The sequence below is a fragment of the Nonomuraea coxensis DSM 45129 genome, from assembly GCF_019397265.1.
GTDB classification, from domain to species: domain Bacteria; phylum Actinomycetota; class Actinomycetes; order Streptosporangiales; family Streptosporangiaceae; genus Nonomuraea; species Nonomuraea coxensis.
The window spans coordinates 1,326,116-1,345,183 of record NZ_CP068985.1 but is presented as its reverse complement, the minus strand read 5'-3'; the positions used below and the strand labels follow the sequence as shown (position 1 = coordinate 1,345,183).

Sequence of the window (19,068 nt, the reverse complement as noted above, 5' to 3'; positions counted from 1 at the left end):
TTACGGTTCGCGATCGGGCGATCACGTGCCACCCTGTGGCCTATGGCCTGGCAAGGAGAGGTGGCGGCGCCCGCCGTACCGGCGCCGCGGATGGGCGAGGAGCCCGAGTTGCTGACCGCCGCGTGCACGGGCGACCCGCGGGCCGCGCACCGGCTCGGCAAGCTCTACGCCCAGCACGGCGACCGCGTGTCCGCCAAGCACTGGTGGGAGCTGGCCGCCGCGGCGGGAAACGTCGACAGCGCCTTCAACCTCGGCGTCTGGCACGAGAAACACGGCAGCCTCGTGGAGGCCGTCACCTGGTACGAGAGCGCCGCCGTCGCCGGCGACGCCGAGGCCGCCGCCAACCTGGCGACGCTGCTGCTGGAGCAGCGCGGCGACGTCGAGGCCGCCCGGCGCTGGTACGAGAGCGCCGCCACGGGCGGCTCCCGCGTGGCCGCCCGCCGCCTGGCGCTGGTCTGCGAGGACGCCGGCGAGCAGGCCGCGGCGCGCGAGTGGCACCGCAGGGCGGCGGCGGCCGGCGACACGGCCTCCGCCCACGACCTGGGCTTCCTGGCGTACGCGGCGGGCGAGGACGAGGAGACCGTGCGCTGGTGGGAGTCGGCCGCCCGGGGCGGGCACGTGGAGTCGGCCTACTGCATGGGCCTCTACCTCGACGCCTGCGGCGACCCCGAGGGCGCCGAAGCCTACTACCGGCTGGCCGCGCGGAGCGAGCATCCTGGCGCGGCCTCCTGGCTGGGCGGCATCGCGCTGTCCCGGGGCGACCTCCGCACCGCGCGCGCCTGGTACGAGCGGGCCGCGAACGCCGGCCGGGCCGAGGACCAGCGCATGGCCGGTTTCGTCTGCGTGGAGCTGGGCGAGACCGCCGCGGCCGGCCACTGGTTCGGCCGGGCGGCGGCGGGCGGCGACGCCGAGGCCGCCTTCACCTACGGCCTGCTGCTCATCGCCGAGTTCGGCGACCTGGCCGGCGGCCGCCACTGGTTCAGGCAAGCGGCGCAGGCCGGTCACCGCGAGGCGGCGGTCGAGCTGGGCGGGCTGCTGACGGCCTCGGGCGAGCCGGCCGAGGCGCACCAGTGGCTGTCGGACCCGCCGCCGCCCGTCTGGGCCCGCCCGGCGGAGCCCGAGCTGGCCGCGCGGGCCGAGCTGGCCGCCGCCGCGACCGGGCGGCGGGGCGGCGAGGCGCTCGACGCGGGCGAGCTGACCGAGATCCTCGCCACCTGGGACCTCATGACCCGGCCGCTGCACGACCATTCCGACGTGGTGAGCTGGCTCGTGCGGCGCACCGCGGCGCACCGCAGCGCGATCGAGCACCTGGCGTCGGTGCGGGGCACGCTGCTGCGGCCGGGCGCCGCGCCGTGGCCGAGCCCGGCGGAGGTCCAGCACGTCCTGGCCACCGCCCGCGACCTGCGCGGGCGGCTCGGCCTGGAGTGAGCGGGCGGCGCTACAGCACTTCGGAGAGCGGCGTGTAGGCCAGGTTCAGCGCCTCGGCGACCGGCTGGTTCGTCAGCAGGCCGGCGTGCGTGTTGAGCCCGGCGGCGAGCGCCGGGTCGGCCCGCAGGGCCTCGCGCCAGCCGAGGTTGGCCAGCTTGACCGCGTACGGGAGGGTGGCGTTGGTGAGGGCGTGGGTGGAGGTGTGGGCCACCGAGCCCGGCATGTTGGCCACGCAGTAGAAGACCGACCCGTGCACCTGGTAGGTGGGCTCGGCGTGCGTGGTCGGCCGCGAGTCCTCGAAGCAGCCGCCCTGGTCGATGGCGATGTCCACCAGCACCGAGCCCTGCTTCATGCGGCTGACCAGGTCGTTGGAGACCAGCGTCGGGGCCTTGGCGCCGGGGATCAGCACCGCGCCGATCACCAGGTCGGCCTGGAGGACCTCCTGCTCGATGGCGTACCGGGTGGAGACGAGCGTCTTCAGCCGGCCCTGGTAGATCGCGTCGATCTGGCGGAGCCGGTCGATGTTGGTGTCGAGGACGGTGACCTCGGCGCCCATGCCGACCGCGATCTGCGCGGCGTTGAGCCCGGACACGCCGCCGCCGATGACGACGACCTTCGCCGGGGCCACGCCGGGCACGCCGCCGGGCAGGATGCCGCGCCCGCCGTTGAAGCGCATGAGGTTGTAGGCCCCCACCTGCGGCGCGAGCCGCCCGGCGACCTCCGACATCGGGGCGAGCAGCGGCAGGGCGTTGCCGACCTGGACGGTCTCGTACGCGATGCCGGTCGTCCCCGCCGACAGCAGGGCGTCGGTGCACGGCCGGGAGGCCGCGAGGTGCAGGTAGGTGAACAGCACGAGCCCTTCGCGGAGCCGGTGGTACTCCTCCGCGATCGGCTCCTTGACCTTGAGCACCATGTCCGCCTCGGCCCAGACGGCGTCGGCGCCGTCGAGGACCTTCGCGCCGGCGGACAGGTACTCCTCGTCGGTGATGTGCGAGCCGAGGCCGGCACCACTCTGCACCATGACGTCGTGGCCGTTGCGTACCAGCTCGTGGACGCCTGCGGGTGTGACGGCCACGCGGTACTCGTGGTTCTTGACCTCGGCAGGGACGCCGATTTTCATGGCGGTGCATCCTTTCGGGTACCGGCACGCCGTCGTGCCGGGCTGAGGGGTGTCAGATGCGGGCCCACGCCTCGGTGAGGACGCCACGAAGGATGGAGCCGATCTCCTCGAACTCCTGCGGACCCGCGATCAGCGGGGGAGCGAGCTGGATGACGGGGTCGCCGCGGTCGTCGGCGCGGCAGTAGAGGCCGGCGTCGAACAGCGCCTTGGACAGGAAGCCGCGCAGCAGCCGCTCGGACTCGGCGGCGTCGAAGGTCTGCTTGGTGGCCTTGTCCTTGACGAGCTCGATACCCCAGAAGTAGCCGGAGCCGCGCACGTCGCCGACGATGGGCAGGTCGCGCAGGTCGTCGAGGGTCTGGCGGAACAGCGGCTCGTTCCTGGTCACGTGGCCGAGCAGGTCCTCGCGCTCGAAGATGTCGAGGTTGGCGATGGCGACGGCGGCCGAGACGGGGTGGCCGCCGAAGGTGTAGCCGTGGGCGAACATGGTGTCGCCGTCCTTGAACGGCTCGAACAGTCGCTCGTGCGCGATCATCGCGCCGATGGGCGAGTAGCCGCTGGTCAGGCCCTTGGCGCAGGTGATGATGTCGGGCACGTAGTCGAACTTCTGGCCGCCGAACATGGTGCCGAGGCGGCCGAAGGCGCAGATGACCTCGTCGGAGACGAGCAGGACGTCGTACTCGTCGCAGATCTCGCGCAGCCGCTGGAAGTAGCCGGGGGGCGGCGGGAAGCAGCCGCCGGCGTTCTGGACGGGCTCGGCGAAGACGGCGGCCACGGTGTCGGGGCCTTCCATCTCGATGGCGCGGGCCACGCGGTCGGCCGCCCAGATGCCGTACTCCTCGGGGGTCATGCCCGGGACGCCGGTGATCTCGTCGGCGCGGTAGTGGTTGGTGTTGGGGACGCGGACCGAGCCGGGCACCAGGGGCTCGAACATCTGCTTGAACGCGGGGATGCCGGTGATCGACAGCGCGCCCTGCGGGGTGCCGTGGTAGGCGATCTGGCGGCTGATGACCTTGTGCTTGAGCGGCTTGCCGACGAGCTTGTAGTACTGCTTGGCGAGCTTCCACGCGGTCTCGACGGCCTCGCCGCCGCCGGTGGTGAAGAAGACCCGGTTGAGCTCGCCGGGGGTCTGCGCGGCCAGGCGCTCGGCCAGTTCGGCGGCCTTGGGGTGGGCGTAGGACCACAGAGGGAAGAAGGCCAGCTCCTGGGCCTGCTTGGCGGCGGCCTCGGCCAGCTCCTGGCGGCCGTGGCCGACCTGGACGACGAAGAGCCCTGCCAGGCCGTCGAGGTAGCGCTTGCCGTGGATGTCGTAGATGTAGGACCCCTCACCGCGGACGATGGTCGGGATCTCGGACTGTTCGTAGGCGCTGTGCCTGGTGAAGTGCAACCAAAGGTGGTCTTGCGCGGCCTTAAGGACGTCGTGTTCCGGCTGCGTCATGGCTATCTTCCCTCGTCTCTCAGCTAGCCCAAGTTTGCCTGCTCACCGATCGTTTGCCAAGCGAATCGGTCGTAGCAGTGTGCAGGAAAATCGGGATCCGCATCATCACCATGTAACGGCAACGAAATCCGCATGTAGATTAACGCGCGGAAGCGTGTCCGTTTCGCCCCATTTACGAGGGTGCGTCCCAGCTAGGCGGGCGGATGTGATCCAATGAGACGCAAACTGTCCAGCTTCGACGAAGAACAACCCCCGGGGGAGCCTCCCAGTGACTCCAGACCAGATCGAGAGCGCCGTCGCCGCCGCGATGCCCCAGACCGTGGAGGACCTCAAGCGGCTGGCCGCCATCCCCTCCGTCGCGTTCCCCGGGCACCCGGAGGAGCCCGTGCTCGCCGCCGCCGCGGTGACGGAGGAACTCCTCCGCTCGACCGGCCTGCCGCGCGTGCAGCAGGTCGCCGTCGAGGGCAGCTTCCCCGCCGTCTACGCCGAGGCCCCCGCCCCGCCCGGCGCCCCCACCGTGCTGCTGTACGCGCACTACGACGTGCAGCCCGCCGGCGACCCGGCCGCCTGGCGCACTCCCCCGTTCGAGCCGACCCTCATCGACGGCCGCCTCTACGGCCGCGGCACCGCCGACGACAAGTCCGGCGTGATGTCGCACGTCGCCGCCCTGCGCGCGTTCCGCGGCCGGTTCCCGGTCGGGATCAAGGTCATCGTCGAGGGCCAGGAGGAGTACGCGGGCGAGCGCCTGGAGGCGTTCGTCGAGCGCAACCCCGAACTGCTGCGCGCCGACGCCATCGTGGTCGCCGACACCGGCAACCCGCGCGTCGGCGACCCGGCCGTGACGACCTCGCTCCGCGGCATGGCCGCCTTCACCGTCGAGGTCCGCACGCTGCGCGAGCCCGTCCACAGCGGCTCGGCCGGCGGCGCCGCCCCCGACGCGCTGGCCGCCCTCATGCGGATGCTGACCGCGCTGCACGACGACAACGGCGACATCCGCGTCCCCGGGCTGCCGCGGGGCTCGTTCCTCGGCCAGGGGCCGTCGGAGGAGGAGTTCAGGAAGACGGCGGGGGTGCTCGACGGGGCGTCCCTCGTCGGCTCCGGCTCCCTCGCCGACCGCCTGTGGTCGTCCTACGCCATCACCGTCACCGGCCTCGACGTGCCGACGGTGGCGCAGGCGATCAACGCGGTGCAGCCGGCGGCGCGGGCCCGCGTGACGGTCCGCGTCCCGCCGGCCGGCGACCCGAAGACGACCGTGAACGCCGTCGTCGAGTTCCTGCGCCAGGTGACCCCGTGGGGCGTGCAGGTGGGCTTCGGCGACTTCACCGTGGGCTCCGGCTTCCAGGCCGACTCGGGCGGCGCCGCCCGCGCCGCGCTCAACCGGGCCATGGAGCGCGCCTTCGGCCGCCCGCCGCGCGACGTCGGCGCGGGCGGCTCCATCCCGCTGGTGAACACGCTGCTCAAGCAGTTCCCCGCGGCGGAGATCCTGCTGTTCGGCGCCGAGGACGAGGACGCCGGCTGCCACGCCCCCAACGAGCGGGTCGACCTGGAGGAGCTGCGCAAGGTCGCCACCGCCGAGGCCCTGTTCCTGCAGGAGCTCGGCTCGGCCTGACCTCCTCAGCCGCCTGACGACCCGGAGGGATTCTCCGCCAGCAGCTCCGTGTGGGCGGGCTGGAGGCCCTCCGGGAGGTCGCCGGGGTCGCACCAGCGGGCCTCCAGGATCTCCAGGGGGTCGAGCCTCAGCGTGCCGCCCGTCAGGACGGCCTCGTAGGCGACCTCGGCGCGGAGGGCGTAGCCGCTGCGCACCCGGAGCAGCCGGCCCACGCGCACGTCCAGGCCGGTCTCCTCGCGCACCTCGCGCCGGACGGTCTCCTCGAACGTCTCCCCCCGCCTGGCGTAGCCCGTGGGGAAGCCCCACGGGCGGCTCTCCGGCCACAGCCGGTGGCGCAGCACGAGCAGCCGCCCCTCGCCGTCCCGTACCAGGCCGGTGACGCCGACCATGAACGTGGCGTGCGTGAGCCACACCAGCCGCCACCGCAGCCGGCCGCCCAGCATCCTCCACACGCGGGCGAGAAGCCGTGTCACCGCGCTCCTTTCCTTCTCTCTCGACGGTCTTGTGCGACATAGTGTCGCGTCATGGACTGGAGCGGGTGGCACGACGAGTACGACCGGCCGGGTTCACCGCTCGCGCGGCGGCTGGCGGTGGTCCAGGAGCGCGTCAGGGCGGCGCTGGACACGGCGCCCGCCGGGCCGCTGCGGGTGGTCAGCATGTGCGCGGGCCAGGGACGCGACCTCGTTCCCGTGCTGGCGCAGCACCCCCGGCGCGACGACGTACGGGCGCGGCTGGTGGAGCTGGACCCCGCCAACTGCGACCTCGCGCGGAGCGCCGCCGCGGCCGCCGGGCTCGGCCAGGTCGAGGTGGTCGAAGGGGACGCCTCCCTGGTCGATCGGTACGCGGACCTGGCCCCGGCGGACCTCGTCCTCGCCTGCGGCCTCTTCGGCAACATCAGCGACGACGACGTCCGGCGGACCATCGGCTTCTTCCCCCAGTTGTGCGCGCAGGGCGGCACGGTCGTCTGGACCCGGCACCGCGAGGAGCCCGACCTGGTGCCGCGGATGCGGACGTGGTTCGAGGAGAACGGCTTCGCCCTGGAGTGGGTGTCGCCGCCGGACGCCGGGTTCGGGGTCGGCGCGCACCGCTTCACCGGGAGCCCGCGGCCGCCGGCGGCCGGGGAGCGCATGTTCGGTTTCCTCGGTCGTGACCGGCTGCGCAGATGAAGTTGCGCATCACCGCACCGGGAGGTCGTAGACGCGGCGGACGCTGCTGCCGAGCCGCCGCAGGTCGGTCCCGTACACGTGCACGGAGACGCCGACCTCGGAGCTGGTGTTGACCACCTTGTGGATGTCGCCGGGCGGCGCGAAGCCGCTGACCTCGCCCGGCCGGTTGCCGGTCCGGCCGAGCTCGCGCAGGTGGTCGCCCATGTCCCCGTAGAGGGTCTCGTGCTCGATGCCGCTCAGGACGCCGAACGCGCACCAGGACACGTGGTCGTGGATCACGGTGACCTGGCCGGGCCGCCACACGACGCCGACGATCGAGAAGCCCTCCTCGGCGTGGAGCAGGTGGGAGGCGTACGTGTCGGGCCTGCCCGCCCGCTCCTCCGGCGTGAGCAGGCCGGGGCCGGGCAGGCGCTCGCGCAGCACGCCGGCGGCGGCGTACGCGGTGTGCCTGAGGTCCAGGCCCCGGGCCACGACGGCGGAGATGCCGCTGACGAGCGGTTCCAGGCCGGGCCTGGCGACTGGAGTGGCGGCGACGTCCATGGTTGTCCTTCGGGAGAGCGGACGGTGGTCCTTCCGTCTCCACAGTGCTACGGCCCGTATCGATAGGTCCAACAGAAGTCTTCTGGCTCATCCATAGATATGGTTGATGAATGCTCGATGTCGTCCGCCTGCGCGTCCTCCTCGCGGTCGCCCGCAAGGGCTCGGTCACCGCCGCCGCCAAGGAGCTGCACTACTCCCAGCCGTCGGTGAGCCACCACCTGGCCCGGCTGGAGGCCGAGACCGGGGCCCGGCTGGTGCAGCGCGTGGGCCGGGGCATCAGGCTGACCGAGGCCGGGTGGCTGCTCGCCGAGCGCGCCGCCGAGATCGTCGGCCGGCTCGACGACGCCGCCGAGGAACTGGCCGCCCACGTGGGCCTGCGCTCCGGCCGGGTGCGGCTGACCGCCTTCCCCTCCTCGCTCGGGACGTTCGTCCCGCGGGCCGTCACGGCCCTCAAGACCGGCCATCCCGGCCTCCGGCTCGACCTCACCGAGGCGGAGCCGCCGCAGGCGCTGCGGCTGCTGCGCGCCGGCCGCGCCGACGTGGCCGTGATCTTCCGCTACGACGACACCGCCCCCGAGGAACGCGGCCTCACCATGATCCCGCTCATGGACGACCCCAGCTACCTGGTCGCCGACCGCCCCGTGGACGGCGACCTGGCGGCGCACGCCGACGCCTCCTGGATCGCCGGCTGCGACCGCTGCCGCAGCCACCTCCTCGACGTGTGCGCCAGGGCGGGCTTCGCCCCGCGCGTCTCGTTCACCAGCGACGACATCGTGGCCGTCCAGGCGCTGGTGGCCTCCGGTCTCGGCCTCACCATGCTGCCCGGCCTCGCCCTGCGCGCCCACCGGCATCCGGGCGTCGAGGTCGCCGAGATCCCCGGCTCGACCCGGCACGTCTACGCCGCCGTCCACGGCGAGCCGCCCCACCCGCCGCCCACCGAGGCGCTGCTCCACGCGCTGCGGAAAAGTCTTTGACACCCTTCTTACGATGCTCGTATGCCTGACCTCCCCACTCTCGCGCTGTTCTGCGCGTTCACGCTCGGTCTGCTCGTGGTGCCGGGGCCCGCGGTCCTCTACATCGTCACCCGCACCGTCGCCCAGGGCCGGAGCGCGGGGCTGATCTCCGTGCTGGGCGTGCACGCCGGATCGGTCGTGCACGTGGCCGCGGCGGCGCTCGGGCTCAGCGCGCTGCTGGCCGCCTCCGCCACCGCCTACACCGTGGTCAAGTGGGGCGGCGTCGCCTACCTCGTCTGGCTCGGCGTGCGCAACCTCGTCCGGCGCGGGGGCGGCGGCGAGGAGGCCGTGGAGCTGCGGGTGCAGTCGAAGCGGCGGCTGTTCTGGGAGGGGGTCGTGGTCAACGTGCTCAACCCGAAGACGGCGATCTTCTTCCTGGCGTTCCTGCCGCAGTTCACCACCGCCGCCGCGCCCATCGGGCCGCAGATCCTCCTGCTCGGGCTGCTGTGGATCGTGCTCGGCATGGCCTCCGACGGCACCTACGCGATGCTCGCCTCGGCCCTGGCCGGGCGGCTGCGGGCCTCCGCGCGGGTACAGCGCCGGCTGGAGGTGGGCAGCGGGCTCGTCTACCTCGGGCTGGCGGCCTGGCTCACGACCGAGAAGGCGTGAGGGCCGGGGCTCAGGCTTCGCCTGCCTCGACGATCTCCCGCGCCCACCGGTAGTCCGCCTTCCCGGCCGGCGAGCGGACCATCCGGTCCACGAAGGCGTACGAGCGCGGCACCTTGTACCCCGACAGCCGCGTGCGGCAGTGCGCGTCCAGCTCCGCCGCCGTGAGCTCCGCCCCCGGCCGCGGCTCGACGACCGCCGCCACCCGGTTGCCCCAGCGCTCGTCAGGCACCCCGGTCACCACCGCGTCGAACACGCCGGGATGGCCCTTGAGCACCGCCTCGACCTCCTCGGGGAACACCTTCTCGCCGCCGGTGTTGACGCACTGCGAGCCGCGCCCGAACACGTTGACCGTGCCGTCGGGATCGACGGTGGCGAGGTCGCCGGTGAGCAGCCAGCGGGTGCCCTGCTCGTCGGTGACGAACGTGCGGGCGGTCTTCCCGGGGTCGTTGTAGTAGCCGAACGCGACCCGCCCCGACCTCGCGACGGTGCCGAGCGCGCCGGAGCCGGGCTCGACCGGACGGCCCGCGTCGTCCAGCACGGCCAGCCGGACCACCGCGTTCGGCTGGTAACGCAGGCCCTTCTCGGGCGAGGACCCGGCGACGGCGGAGGCGGTGTAGCCGGACTCGGTGGAGCCGAAGTTGTCGAGGATCATGACGTTCGGCAGGAGCTCCTGGAGGCGGTCGCGGACCGCGCCCGACAGGATGGCGCCCGTCGAGCTGACCACGAACAGCGACGACACGTCGTACGAGCCCGCGGCCAGCGCCTCGGCGAGCGGCCTGGCCATGGCGTCGCCGGTGATGTTCACGGTCAGCACCCGCTCGCGCTCGACGGCCCGCCACACCTCGTCGGGGTCGAACTTGCGGACGTACACCATGGTCCCGCCCATGCACCAGGTGATGAACGTGGCCATCTGCGCCGCCCCGTGCATGAGCGGCGGCACGGCCATCATCGTCATCGGCCCGGCCTTGACCGCCGCGTCGATGACCTCCTGAGGGGTGGCCCGCGGCTCGCCGCCCGGGTTGCCGCCGCCGAAGCCGAAGAACAGGTCCTCGACCCGCCACATCGCGCCCTTGGGCATGCCGGTGGTGCCGCCGGTGTAGATGATGTACACGTCCTGGCCGGAGCGCGGCGGGAAGCCGCGTTCCGGCTTGCCGCGTTCCAGCGCGGCCTCGTACGTCACCGCCGAGCCGATCGACGGCGGCCCGCCGACCGCGATCAGGTGCTCCAGCAGCGGCGCCTCGCCCGCGACGGCGGCGACGCGCGGCTCGAACTCGACGTCGTAGACCAGCGCCCGGATGTCGGAGTCCCGGTAGAGGTAGAGCAGCTCGGACTCGACGTAGCGGTAGTTGACGTTGATCGGCACGGCCCTGAGCTTCAGCGCGGCCAGCATCCCGGCGACGTACGGCAGCCCGTTGTAGAGCTGGAGCCCCACGTGCTCGCCGGCGCGGACGCCGAGGCCGTCGAGGTAGTGGGCGAGCCGGTTGGCCTCGGCGTCCAGCTCGGCGTAGGTGCGGCGGTCGGCGTCGCAGATCATCGCGACGCGGTCGGGGATCGCGTCCGCCAGCCCTTCGAACAGGTCCGCGTGGTTGAACTCCATCAGAGTTTCTCCCGTCCGACGATCCACATGGCGAAGAACTGGGCGCCGCCGCCGTAGGCGTGGCCGAGCGCGGTGCGGGCGCCGTCCACCTGGTGCTCGCCGGCCCGGCCGCGCACCTGCTGGGCGGCCTCGGCGAACCTGATGAGCCCGGACGCGCCGATCGGGTTGCTGGACAGCACCCCGCCGGAGGCGTTCCAGGGGATGTCGCCGTCGAGGGCGGTCGCGCCCGACTCGGTGAGCTTCCAGCCCTCCCCCTCGGCGCAGAAGCCGAGGTTCTCCAGCCACATGGGCTCGTACCAGGAGAAGGGCACGTAGACCTCGGCCACGTCGAGCTGTCGTCGCGGGTCGGTGACGCCGGCCTGCCGGTAGACGTCGGCGGCGCAGTCCTTGCCCGCCTGCGGGCTGACAGTGTCGCGGTCGGCGCGGAAGATCGGCTCGGAGCGCATGGCGGTGCCGTGCACCCAGGCGGGCGTGCCGGTGACGGCCGACTCGGCGGCGAGCACCATGGCGCAGGCGCCGTCGCTGGACGGGCAGGTCTCCAGGTAGCGGATCGGCTCCCAGAGCATCGGCGTGGACTCGACCATCTTCTGGTCGATGCCGGGGATCTTGAGGTGCGCGTACGGGTTCTTCAGCGCGTTGAGCCGGTCCTTGACGGCGACGAGCGTGCCGATGTGGCCGGGCGCGCCGGTCCTGCGCATGTACTCGCGGATGTGCGGCGCGAAGTAGCCGCCCGCCCCGACCACGAGCGAGGCGCTGAACGGCAGGTGCGTGGACAGCGCCCAGGTGGCGTTGGACTCCGACTGCTTCTCGAAGGCCACGACCAGTACCCGCTCGTGCACGCCGCCCTGGATGAGCGAGGCGCCGACGAGCGCGGTGGAGCCGCCGACGCTGCCCGCGGTGTGGACCCGCGTCACCGGCTTGCCGGCCGCGCCGAGCGCGTCGGCCAGGTACGCCTCCGGCATCATCACGCCCTCGAACAGGTCCGGCGCCTTGCCGATGACGACGGCGTCGATGTCCTTGAACGTGAGCCCGGCGTCCTCCAGGGCCCGCACCGCGGCCTCGCGCACCAGCCCGGCGATCGAGACGTCGTGGCGGCGGGTCGTGTAGTGCGTCTGCCCGACGCCGATGACCGCACAGCGGTTGCCCATCTCAGCCCTCCAGGACGGTGACGAGGTTGTGCTGCAGGCAGGGGCCGCCGGCGGCGTGCGCGACGGTCCGGTGGTTGCGGCCGTCGAGGATGCGCGCCGCGGCCTCGCCGATGCGGATGAGGCCGGTGGCCATGACGGGGTTGGCGGCGAGCGGGCCGCCGGAGGGGTTGACGACGGTGTCGCCGGTCAGCTCCAGCGCCTCGCGCAGGATGATCTCCTCGTGCGCGAACTGGGCGTGCAGCTCGGCCACCTCGACGGGGCCCTTGCCGACCCCCGCGGCTCGTGCGGCGTCGGCCGCGGAGACCGACCGGGCGAGGTCCCGCATCCCCAGGTAGTGGGGCTCGATGCGGTGGGCGAGGCCCCTGATGTAGGCGGGGCTGGAGGTGAGGCGGCCCGCGAGGTCGCCGGCGGCCAGCACGACCGCCGCCGCGCCGTCCGTGACGGGCGGGGCCACGAGGCCGTCCCCTTCGGGATCGGGCAGGTCCAGCGCGTACGGGTTCGCCCGCCCGTCCGCCCGGCTGCGGCGCACGATCTCGTCCAGCTCCTCGCGCTCCGCGCCGAGGGCGGCGGCCTGGAGCCCGGCGTAGGAGAGCTGGTCGAGGCCGAGCGGCGCCAGATAGTACGGGTCGAGCTGCAACGTCATGATGGTGCGCAGGTCGCCGAGCGAGGTCTTGCCGAACCCGTACACGAGGGCCGAGTCGATGTCGCCGTGCTGGAGGCGCACCCATGCCTCGTACAGCGCCCAGGCGGCGTCCATCTCGACGTGGCTCTCGGAGATCGGCGGCCAGGCGGCCAGCGCGTCGAGGGCCGAGACGAACGAGAACGGCGCGCCCGCCAGGTAGTCGCAGCTCCCGGAGCAGGTGAAGCCGAACCGGGTGAGCCCGGTGCGCTCCTTGACCTCGTTGATGACGGGCAGGATCAGCTCGGGCTCGCTGAGCCCGGTGTCGTGGCCGGTGTGCCGCGTCTGCGCGAACGCGACGATCGCAACGTCTCTCATGACAGCTCCACGTCGGGCTCGCCGGTGGGGGCGAACCAGCGGATGTTCGCCATGGACGCCGTGCGCTCGCTCTCGGGCACCCACACGGCCCGCACCCGCATGCCCTGCCGCACCTCGTGCGCGGGCACGCCGGCGACCAGCGCGATCATCGGGAGGTCGGCCCCGTCGAGCAGGATGTACGCCGACACGAAGGGCACCTCGGGCGCCCGCGGGTCGGGCAGGTTGTTGATGGCGAACGTGGTGATCGTCCCGGTGTCGGGCAGTTCGAGGGTGTCCGGGATGGGGCCTCCGCACTCGGGGCAGAACGTCCGGTACGGCACGTACACCTTCGCGCACCGCTCGCAGCGCCCGCCGAGCAGCACGCCGCGCTCCACGCCCGCCAGGAACACCCCCAGCGAGCCGCCCGCCCGCAGCCGGTACTCCGCCCGCACCGGGGAGACGATCCTCGTGACCTCGGGGGCGAAGTGCCGGATGTCGGTGATGTGACCGGTGGGCCGCTCCCGCCACACCGGCCGGACGCGCATCCCGGTCCGCATCGCCTTGGGGTGCTCGGGGACGACGGCGTGCACGAGCGCCGTGTCCGCGCCGTCGAGCGCGATCAGCGCCCAGGCGAAGGGGACGTCCACCGGGTGGGCGCCGAGCGGCTCCCCCACCCACGTCCAGGTGGTGACCGTGCCGGCCGGGCCGACCTCGACGTACTCGTCGGTGACGGGGTCGCCGGTGGCGGGGTCGTACTCCAGGGGCGGCACCAGCACGCGGCCCTCGCCCGTGCGCACGCCGACGATGCGGCGCTCGCGCAGCTCGGTGAGGAAGCGGCCGACCACCGGACCGGTCGAGCGGGTGTAACCGCCGGGGAACTCCAGGACGTGCTGAGCGACCAGCGGATCAGATGGCACGGTCGTGTCCCTCCCAGTACGGGTCGCGGAGCTTGCGTTTGAGCAGCTTGCCGTTCGGTTCGCGGGGCATCTCGGCGATGAAGTCGACCGTTCTCGGCCACTTCATGCGGGCCAGCCGGCCCTCCAGGGAGGCCAGCAGCTCGGCGGCGAGCGCGGGGCCCGGCTCGGCCCCGGGCGCGGGCTCGACGACGGCCTTGATCTGCTCGCCCCACTCCTCGTCCGGGATGCCGAACACGGCCACGTCCGCGACCTTGGGGTGGATCATGAGCTCGTTCTCGATCTCGGCGGGGTAGATGTTCGCGCCGCCCGAGATGATCATGTCGGCCTTGCGGTCGCAGAGGAAGAGGAAGCCGTCCTCATCGAGGTAGCCGATGTCGCCGACGGTGAAGAAGTCCTTGAGGCGGTTGGCGGCGGTCTTGTCCGGGTCGCCCTTGTACTCGAACGAGGCGCCGAGCATCTTCATGTAGATCGTGCCCGGGGTGCGGGCCGGGACCGGCTCGCCCTGCTCGTCCACGATGAGCAGCTCGCTGATGGGCCAGGCCGTGCCGACCGTGCCCGGGTGCGCCTTCCAGCCCTCGGGGGTGGCGAGGGTGCCGCCGCCCTCGGTGGCCGCGTAGTACTCGTACACGCAGTCGCCCCACCACTCCAACATCGCCCATTTCACCGGGACGGGACAGGGGGCGGCGGCGTGGATCATCCAGCGGAGCGAGGACAGGTCGTACGCGCGCCGCGTCTCCTCAGGCAGGGCGAGCAGCCGCTTGAAGTGCGTCGGCACCATGTGGGAGCTGGTGACGCGGTGCCGCTCGCACAGGCGCAGCAGTTCCTCGGCGTCGAAGCGGTCCATGTAGACGAGCGTGTGGCCCATGTGCAGGGCGGTGCCGCCGAACTGGGTGACGGCGGTGTGGTAGCTCGGCGAGGTGACCAGGTGCGCGTTGGGGCGTCCCGGGGTGACGCCGAACAGCCCCAGCAGGAACGTCATCAGCTCGGCGGAGTCGTCCGGGTCCAGGCCGCTCAGCGGGCGGCGGACACCCTTCGGCTTGCCCGTGGTGCCGGAGGTGTAGTGCATGGTCAGGCCGGCGGTGCGGTCAGGGGGCGCGGTTCCTGGACGGCCGTCGGTCAGCTCGCGCATCGGCCGGAACCCGTCCGCCCCCTCCCCCATGACGAAACGGCGCTCGGGCGCGATGGCCTCGGCGGCCCGCGTGCCCTCCTCGACGAAGCGCGGGTGGACGAAGAACGCCTTGGCCTCGCTGTCGGAGACGATGTAGGCGATCTCCGGCCCGGTGAGGTGCCAGTTGACGGGCGTGTAGTACCAGCCGGCCTGGAGCGCGGCCAGGTACAGCACCAGGCCGTCCGCGCCGTTCGGCGCCAGGCCGCAGACGCCGTCGCCGGGCTGGAGCCCGAGGTCGTCGCGCAGGCCGTGGACGAGGCGGTTGGCCCGGGCCAGGAGGTCGCCGGCGCGGTGTTCCGTCCCGTCGGGGTCCACCGCGGCGATCCAGCCGGGGTCCGCCTGCGCGAGCCTCCAGAAACCGAGCGTGCCCATGTGCGCTCCTCGCAGCCGACGAAAAAAGTGGAACCTGTTCTCGTTTGCTGGTGGGAGCGTATCCTGGGGCGAAGTGCGTAGCAAGCGCTTGATACGAGACCTCGGAGGCATCGTGGAGCTCCTGCCGATCAGCACCCCCCACTGCCGGGTCGAACGCGACGGGCACGTCCTCGTCGTCACCATGAACCGGCCCGAGGCCCGCAACGCGCTCTCCTCGGACATGCTGATCGGCCTCGCCTCGGCCTGGGCGTACGCGAGCGCCGAGCCGGACGTCCGGGTGGCGATCCTGACCGGCGCGGAGGGCACCTTCTGCGCCGGCGCCGACCTCAAGGCCATGGGCCAGCCCTCCACGGACCCCGACGTCCAGGCCCGGGCCGCCAGGATCCCGAACTTCCACTGGAAGGGCCTGCTGCGCGAGGACCTGCCCACCAAGCCGGTCATCTGCGCCGTCGAGGGCTACGCGGTCGCCGGCGGCACCGAGCTGCTGGTGGGCACGGACCTGCGGGTCGTGGCCGAGTCCGCCACGCTGGGGCTGTTCGAGGCCAAGCGCGCGCTGTTCCCCATGGGCGGCAGCGCCGTCCGGCTGCCGCGGCAGATCCCGTACTGCCACGCGATGGACCTCCTCCTGACCGGCCGCGCCGTCACCGCGGCCGAGGCACTGGCCATGGGCCTGGTCAACCGGGTGGTCCCGGACGGCCAGGCGCTCGCCGTGGCCCGCGAGCTGGCCGACGACGTCGCCGCCTCCGGCCCCCTCGCCGTCCAGGCGATCCTCCGCACCTACCGCGACACCCTCGGCCTGCCGGAGCCGGAGGCCCTGAAGGTCTCCGACGACCTCGGCTGGCCGGTGATCGGCTCCGAGGACGCCAAGGAAGGCACCCGCGCCTTCCGCGAAAAACGCCCGCCCCACTACCAGGGCCACTGAACGAGACGCCGGCTGACCGCCCTCTTGTTTCAAGAGAACGCACCGTAGAATCGACAGCATGACGGCACTGCAGGAAGAGTACGAAGATCTTCACCGCCTGGTCGACCAGCTCCGGCCCGACCAGGTGCGTGAAGAGCGTGCGCGACTCCTCCGGCTCGTCCACCCGGGCTCCAAGGAGCCGGAGCTCGGTCACGACGGCATGCCCGCGCTCTTCGGCGCTTACGAAGCCGGCCGGAGCGACGCCTCAGAACAGGTGGAAGAAATCCTCGGGGAGGGCTACGGTCACGAAGCGTGATCGTAGTCGACACCGGCCCGATCGTGGCCGCGACCTTCCGGGACGACAAGAACCACGAGCGCTGCGTACAGGAGTTCAGGCGCCTACGCAACGCCGATCGGCCCTTGCTCGTCCCCAGCTTCGTCGCCGGCGAGAGCTGCTACATGATCGGCAGGCTCGGTGGCGCGAAGGCGGAGGCGGCGTTCCTGCGGCTGATCGAGTCCGGCTGGTTCCGGCTCGTCGACCTCACGAAGTCCGATCTTTCGAGAATCGCGGTCCTCGTCGAGCGATACCACGACCTTCCCCTGGGCGCGGCCGACGCCTCGGTGGTGGCCGTGGCGGAGCGCCTGCGGGTCACCGAAGTGATGACGATCGACGTCCGCGACTTCTCCGTCGTCCGTCCGATCCACACCCCCGCCCTCACCCTGTTGCCCAGGTAGGAGACCAGTCGCAAGATGCGCTTGCGGGCGGGGCGGCGGCCCGGCGCGTAACCGCCGCCCGAGCCGGGCTCAGTCCTCCGTGATGCGTTCCAGGCGGTCCAGGGCCTCGCCGTACTCCGTCATCAGGTTGAAGATCACGTCCTTGGTGGAGCGGACCTGGTTCATGAGGCCGATGATCTGGCCGGCGGGGAAGGTGGCCAGTTCGGAGGCGTCGGAGCGGCCGATGCGGCGCAGGGCGTCCGAGACCAGCATGAACTGCAGGGGCATCGGCAGCGTGCCCGGCGACTCCTCGGACTCCCACGCCTCGGTCCACTCGTTCCTGAGCAGGCGGGCGGGTTTTCCGGTCCAGCTCCGGGAGCGGACGGTGTCGCGTGAGGTGGCCTCCAGGATGCGGCGCTTGGCCATCTCCGGGGTGTCGGCCTCCTCGACGGTGAGCCAGAGGGAGCCGGTCCACACGCCCTCCGCGCCGAGCGCCATGCCGGCGGCCATCTGACGGCCGTTGCCGATGCCGCCCGCGGCCAGCACCGGCACGTCCACGGCGTCCACCACCTGCGGGATGAGGACCATGGTGGAGATCTCGCCGGTGTGCCCGCCCGCCTCGGTGCCCTGGGCGACGACGACGTCCACGCCGACCTCGACCTGCTTGAGCGCGTGCCGGGGGGTGGAGGCGAGGGCCGCCACCTTGACGCCGCGGGAGTGGGCCAGCTCGACGACGTCGGCCGGCGGCGGGCCGAGGGCGTTGGCGAGCAGCGCGATGGGGTGGCGGAGGGCGACCTCGACCTGCGGGCGGGCCGTGGCGTCCGTCCAGCCGAGCAGCACCCGCCCGGCGTCGGCGTCCGAGGAGAGCGGCGGCACGCCGTGCTCGGCCAGCAGGTTCTCGACGAACGCGCGGTGCCCCTCGGGGATCATCCCCTGGAGGCGGCCGACCAGCTCCTCGGGGGCGAAGTCGGCCCCCTCGTACGAGGCCGGCATGACGACGTCCACGCCGTAGGGCCGGCCGTCCACGTGGTCGTCGATCCACTTGAGCTCCATCTCGAGCTCTTCAGGAGTGAAGTAGAGCGCCCCGAGCACCCCCATGCCGCCCGCGCGGCTGACGGCGGCGACCACGTCCCTGCAGTGGCTGAACGCGAAGATCGGGAGCTCGATTCCGAACATGTCCGTGACACGTGTCCGCATGGCCTGACAATACGTCCGCCACAACGCGAACTGCAACGTGTTCTACACTAGAACCTTTCGTCGGTACTGGTCAGTAACCTCTGCCTATAACAGGTTCTAGTTGAAATCCCGGAAAAGAAAAAGGCCCGCCTTTCGGCGGGCCTTCAAATAACGCGTTTTTTCACGCGGTGGCCGGGCGGCGGCGGCCCAGCACCACGCCGGCCAGCACCAGCGCCACACCCACGATGAGCACCACCAGCGGGATGACGTTCCGCAGCAGGTTGATCTGGCTCTTGCCCTCCTGGGCGTTCTTGACCAGGCCGGAGACGGTCTCGTCGGTCATCACGGCGGTGCCGATGAAGGCCGCCGAGCGCTCCACGCCGTCCTGGGTCTTCAGCACCTCGTGCCGCTGCACCTCCTGCTTGACGGGCGAGCCGGTGACGGGCTCGATCCAGAAGGTGGTCTTGCCGTCGTACCAGCGGTCGACCTGCACGTCACCGGTGGTGTCCGTCATGCCGAGCACGTTGGCGGGGGCGGTGCGGGTCTCGGTCTTGGTCGGCGGGACGGCCTGCTCGAAGACGTACACCGGCAGGCCGTTGACGTTGTCCTCGCGGACGAAGGTGGCGTCGAAGGCCTTCTGCGCCTGCGCGTTGAAGACCTTGTACGTCTTCTTCTCCACGTCGAACGGCCACTTGTAGATCTGGCCCTCGAGCTGCACCGGAGCCTTGTCCACGCTGGAGCCGCAGCAGTTGACCGCGACGCCGGTGTAGCGGTTGAAGGCGCTGCGCCGCTCGGACAGGTCGATCTGCGGGCGGCTGTTGGTCACGTCGTTGACGACCGTGGCCTCGTCCCAGACGACCCGGTCGGAGTTGGCCTCCTTCACGTCGCCGCGCGTGGTGACGATGATGTCGAGGTCGCCGGTGAGGACCTTCAGGTCCTGGAGGGAGAAGTACTGCGCCTGCTTGGCCTCCAGGTGGGAGATGCCGAACTGGTTCGCCGGCGCGGAGATGATCTTCTCGGCCGCCCAGAATTTCACCAACGGGGCCAGTGCGATGAAGAAAGCTCCGAACCCGATGAGGACGAGCGTGGAGATACGACCCATCGAGGCCTCCGCATTTGTAGAACGTGTTGTCATCAGGTCAGATCGTCGAGCAACAAAGTATGACAGGGGGTGGTGCG

The 19,068-nt window shown here is 72.0% G+C and carries 19 protein-coding genes; 8 read left to right on the top strand and 11 right to left on the bottom strand.

The window, feature by feature from the left end:
* The first annotated feature begins 42 nt into the window (after nucleotides 1–42).
* The gene (locus Nocox_RS06695; RefSeq protein WP_026213974.1) at nucleotides 43–1,428 is read left to right on the top strand and encodes an SEL1-like repeat protein; all 1,386 of its coding nucleotides are present in this window, start codon (nucleotides 43–45) and stop codon (nucleotides 1,426–1,428) included.
* A gap of 10 nt (nucleotides 1,429–1,438) precedes the next feature.
* Here Nocox_RS06695 and ald read toward each other — a convergent pair whose 3' ends face one another.
* Entirely contained in the window at nucleotides 1,439–2,548 is a 1,110-nt protein-coding gene (gene ald, locus Nocox_RS06690) for an alanine dehydrogenase (RefSeq protein WP_020541469.1), read from the bottom strand.
* A 52-nt stretch (nucleotides 2,549–2,600) separates the two neighbouring features.
* A complete protein-coding gene (locus Nocox_RS06685) occupies nucleotides 2,601–3,983 on the bottom strand; it encodes an aspartate aminotransferase family protein (RefSeq protein ID WP_026213973.1) in 1,383 nt (460 codons plus the stop codon).
* 268 nt (nucleotides 3,984–4,251) lie between these two features.
* Here Nocox_RS06685 and Nocox_RS06680 point away from each other — a divergent pair, with 268 nt between their 5' ends.
* Nucleotides 4,252–5,592, top strand: a complete 1,341-nt coding sequence (locus Nocox_RS06680; RefSeq protein WP_020541467.1) for a M20/M25/M40 family metallo-hydrolase — start codon at nucleotides 4,252–4,254, stop codon at nucleotides 5,590–5,592.
* Between the two features lie 5 nt (nucleotides 5,593–5,597).
* On the opposite strand, the gene Nocox_RS06675 is transcribed toward Nocox_RS06680, so the two are convergent.
* Nucleotides 5,598–6,065, bottom strand: a complete 468-nt coding sequence (locus Nocox_RS06675) for an NUDIX domain-containing protein (protein ID WP_026213972.1) — start codon at nucleotides 6,063–6,065, stop codon at nucleotides 5,598–5,600.
* Between the two features lie 51 nt (nucleotides 6,066–6,116).
* Here Nocox_RS06675 and Nocox_RS06670 point away from each other — a divergent pair, with 51 nt between their 5' ends.
* The gene (locus Nocox_RS06670) at nucleotides 6,117–6,758 is read left to right on the top strand and encodes a class I SAM-dependent methyltransferase family protein (RefSeq protein WP_020541465.1); all 642 of its coding nucleotides are present in this window, start codon (nucleotides 6,117–6,119) and stop codon (nucleotides 6,756–6,758) included.
* Nucleotides 6,759–6,767: 9 nt separating this feature from the next.
* Here the strand turns inward: Nocox_RS06670 and Nocox_RS06665 are convergent, their stop codons facing one another.
* Nucleotides 6,768–7,298, bottom strand: coding sequence for a cysteine dioxygenase family protein (locus Nocox_RS06665; protein ID WP_020541464.1), 531 nt, complete (start codon nucleotides 7,296–7,298; stop codon nucleotides 6,768–6,770).
* A gap of 110 nt (nucleotides 7,299–7,408) precedes the next feature.
* Here Nocox_RS06665 and Nocox_RS06660 point away from each other — a divergent pair, with 110 nt between their 5' ends.
* Nucleotides 7,409–8,272 carry a LysR family transcriptional regulator gene (locus Nocox_RS06660; RefSeq protein WP_020541463.1) on the top strand — a complete coding sequence of 288 codons (864 nt, stop codon included), beginning with the start codon at nucleotides 7,409–7,411 and terminating at the stop codon, nucleotides 8,270–8,272.
* A 21-nt stretch (nucleotides 8,273–8,293) separates the two neighbouring features.
* Nucleotides 8,294–8,920 (top strand): LysE family translocator, encoded by a 627-nt coding sequence (locus Nocox_RS06655; RefSeq protein WP_020541462.1) that lies wholly within the window; start codon nucleotides 8,294–8,296, stop codon nucleotides 8,918–8,920.
* A 10-nt stretch (nucleotides 8,921–8,930) separates the two neighbouring features.
* On the opposite strand, the gene Nocox_RS06650 is transcribed toward Nocox_RS06655, so the two are convergent.
* Genes Nocox_RS06650 through Nocox_RS06630 form a run of 5 tightly spaced genes read right to left on the bottom strand, consistent with a single transcriptional unit; the run spans nucleotide 8,931 to nucleotide 15,098 of the window.
* Nucleotides 8,931–10,517 carry an acyl-CoA synthetase gene (locus Nocox_RS06650; RefSeq protein ID WP_020541461.1) on the bottom strand — a complete coding sequence of 529 codons (1,587 nt, stop codon included), beginning with the start codon at nucleotides 10,515–10,517 and terminating at the stop codon, nucleotides 8,931–8,933.
* On the bottom strand, nucleotides 10,517–11,665 hold the full coding sequence (locus Nocox_RS06645; RefSeq protein ID WP_020541460.1) for a thiolase domain-containing protein: 1,149 nt from the start codon (nucleotides 11,663–11,665) through the stop codon (nucleotides 10,517–10,519). The genes Nocox_RS06650 and Nocox_RS06645 overlap by 1 nt, the downstream gene beginning before the upstream one ends.
* Nucleotide 11,666: 1 nt before the next feature.
* Nucleotides 11,667–12,662, bottom strand: a complete 996-nt coding sequence (locus Nocox_RS06640) for a lipid-transfer protein (RefSeq protein WP_020541459.1) — start codon at nucleotides 12,660–12,662, stop codon at nucleotides 11,667–11,669.
* Complete coding sequence (locus tag Nocox_RS06635) at nucleotides 12,659–13,558, bottom strand: Zn-ribbon domain-containing OB-fold protein (protein WP_026213971.1); 900 nt, start codon at nucleotides 13,556–13,558, stop codon at nucleotides 12,659–12,661. The genes Nocox_RS06640 and Nocox_RS06635 overlap by 4 nt, the downstream gene beginning before the upstream one ends.
* Complete coding sequence (locus tag Nocox_RS06630; protein WP_020541457.1) at nucleotides 13,548–15,098, bottom strand: acyl-CoA synthetase; 1,551 nt, start codon at nucleotides 15,096–15,098, stop codon at nucleotides 13,548–13,550. The genes Nocox_RS06635 and Nocox_RS06630 overlap by 11 nt, the downstream gene beginning before the upstream one ends.
* Nucleotides 15,099–15,210: 112 nt before the next feature.
* Between Nocox_RS06630 and Nocox_RS06625 the strand changes: the two genes are divergently transcribed.
* From Nocox_RS06625 to Nocox_RS06615, 3 genes are read left to right on the top strand one after another with little or no spacing between them, the layout of a single operon-like run.
* Nucleotides 15,211–16,020: a crotonase/enoyl-CoA hydratase family protein gene (locus Nocox_RS06625; RefSeq protein WP_020541456.1), complete on the top strand. Its 810-nt coding sequence runs from the start codon at nucleotides 15,211–15,213 to the stop codon at nucleotides 16,018–16,020.
* A gap of 58 nt (nucleotides 16,021–16,078) precedes the next feature.
* Nucleotides 16,079–16,315 (top strand): hypothetical protein, encoded by a 237-nt coding sequence (locus Nocox_RS06620; RefSeq protein ID WP_020541455.1) that lies wholly within the window; start codon nucleotides 16,079–16,081, stop codon nucleotides 16,313–16,315.
* Nucleotides 16,312–16,734: a type II toxin-antitoxin system VapC family toxin gene (locus Nocox_RS06615; RefSeq protein ID WP_020541454.1), complete on the top strand. Its 423-nt coding sequence runs from the start codon at nucleotides 16,312–16,314 to the stop codon at nucleotides 16,732–16,734. Before Nocox_RS06620 ends, Nocox_RS06615 begins: the two co-directional genes overlap by 4 nt.
* A 69-nt stretch (nucleotides 16,735–16,803) precedes the next feature.
* Here Nocox_RS06615 and Nocox_RS06610 read toward each other — a convergent pair whose 3' ends face one another.
* Together Nocox_RS06610 and pgfA are read right to left on the bottom strand one after the other, a co-directional pair.
* Nucleotides 16,804–17,910: an NAD(P)H-dependent flavin oxidoreductase gene (locus tag Nocox_RS06610; RefSeq protein ID WP_026213969.1), complete on the bottom strand. Its 1,107-nt coding sequence runs from the start codon at nucleotides 17,908–17,910 to the stop codon at nucleotides 16,804–16,806.
* A 160-nt stretch (nucleotides 17,911–18,070) separates the two neighbouring features.
* Nucleotides 18,071–18,991, bottom strand: a complete 921-nt coding sequence (pgfA, locus tag Nocox_RS06605; RefSeq protein ID WP_020541452.1) for a cell envelope lipid trafficking protein PgfA — start codon at nucleotides 18,989–18,991, stop codon at nucleotides 18,071–18,073.
* Nucleotides 18,992–19,068: the final 77 nt, after the last annotated feature.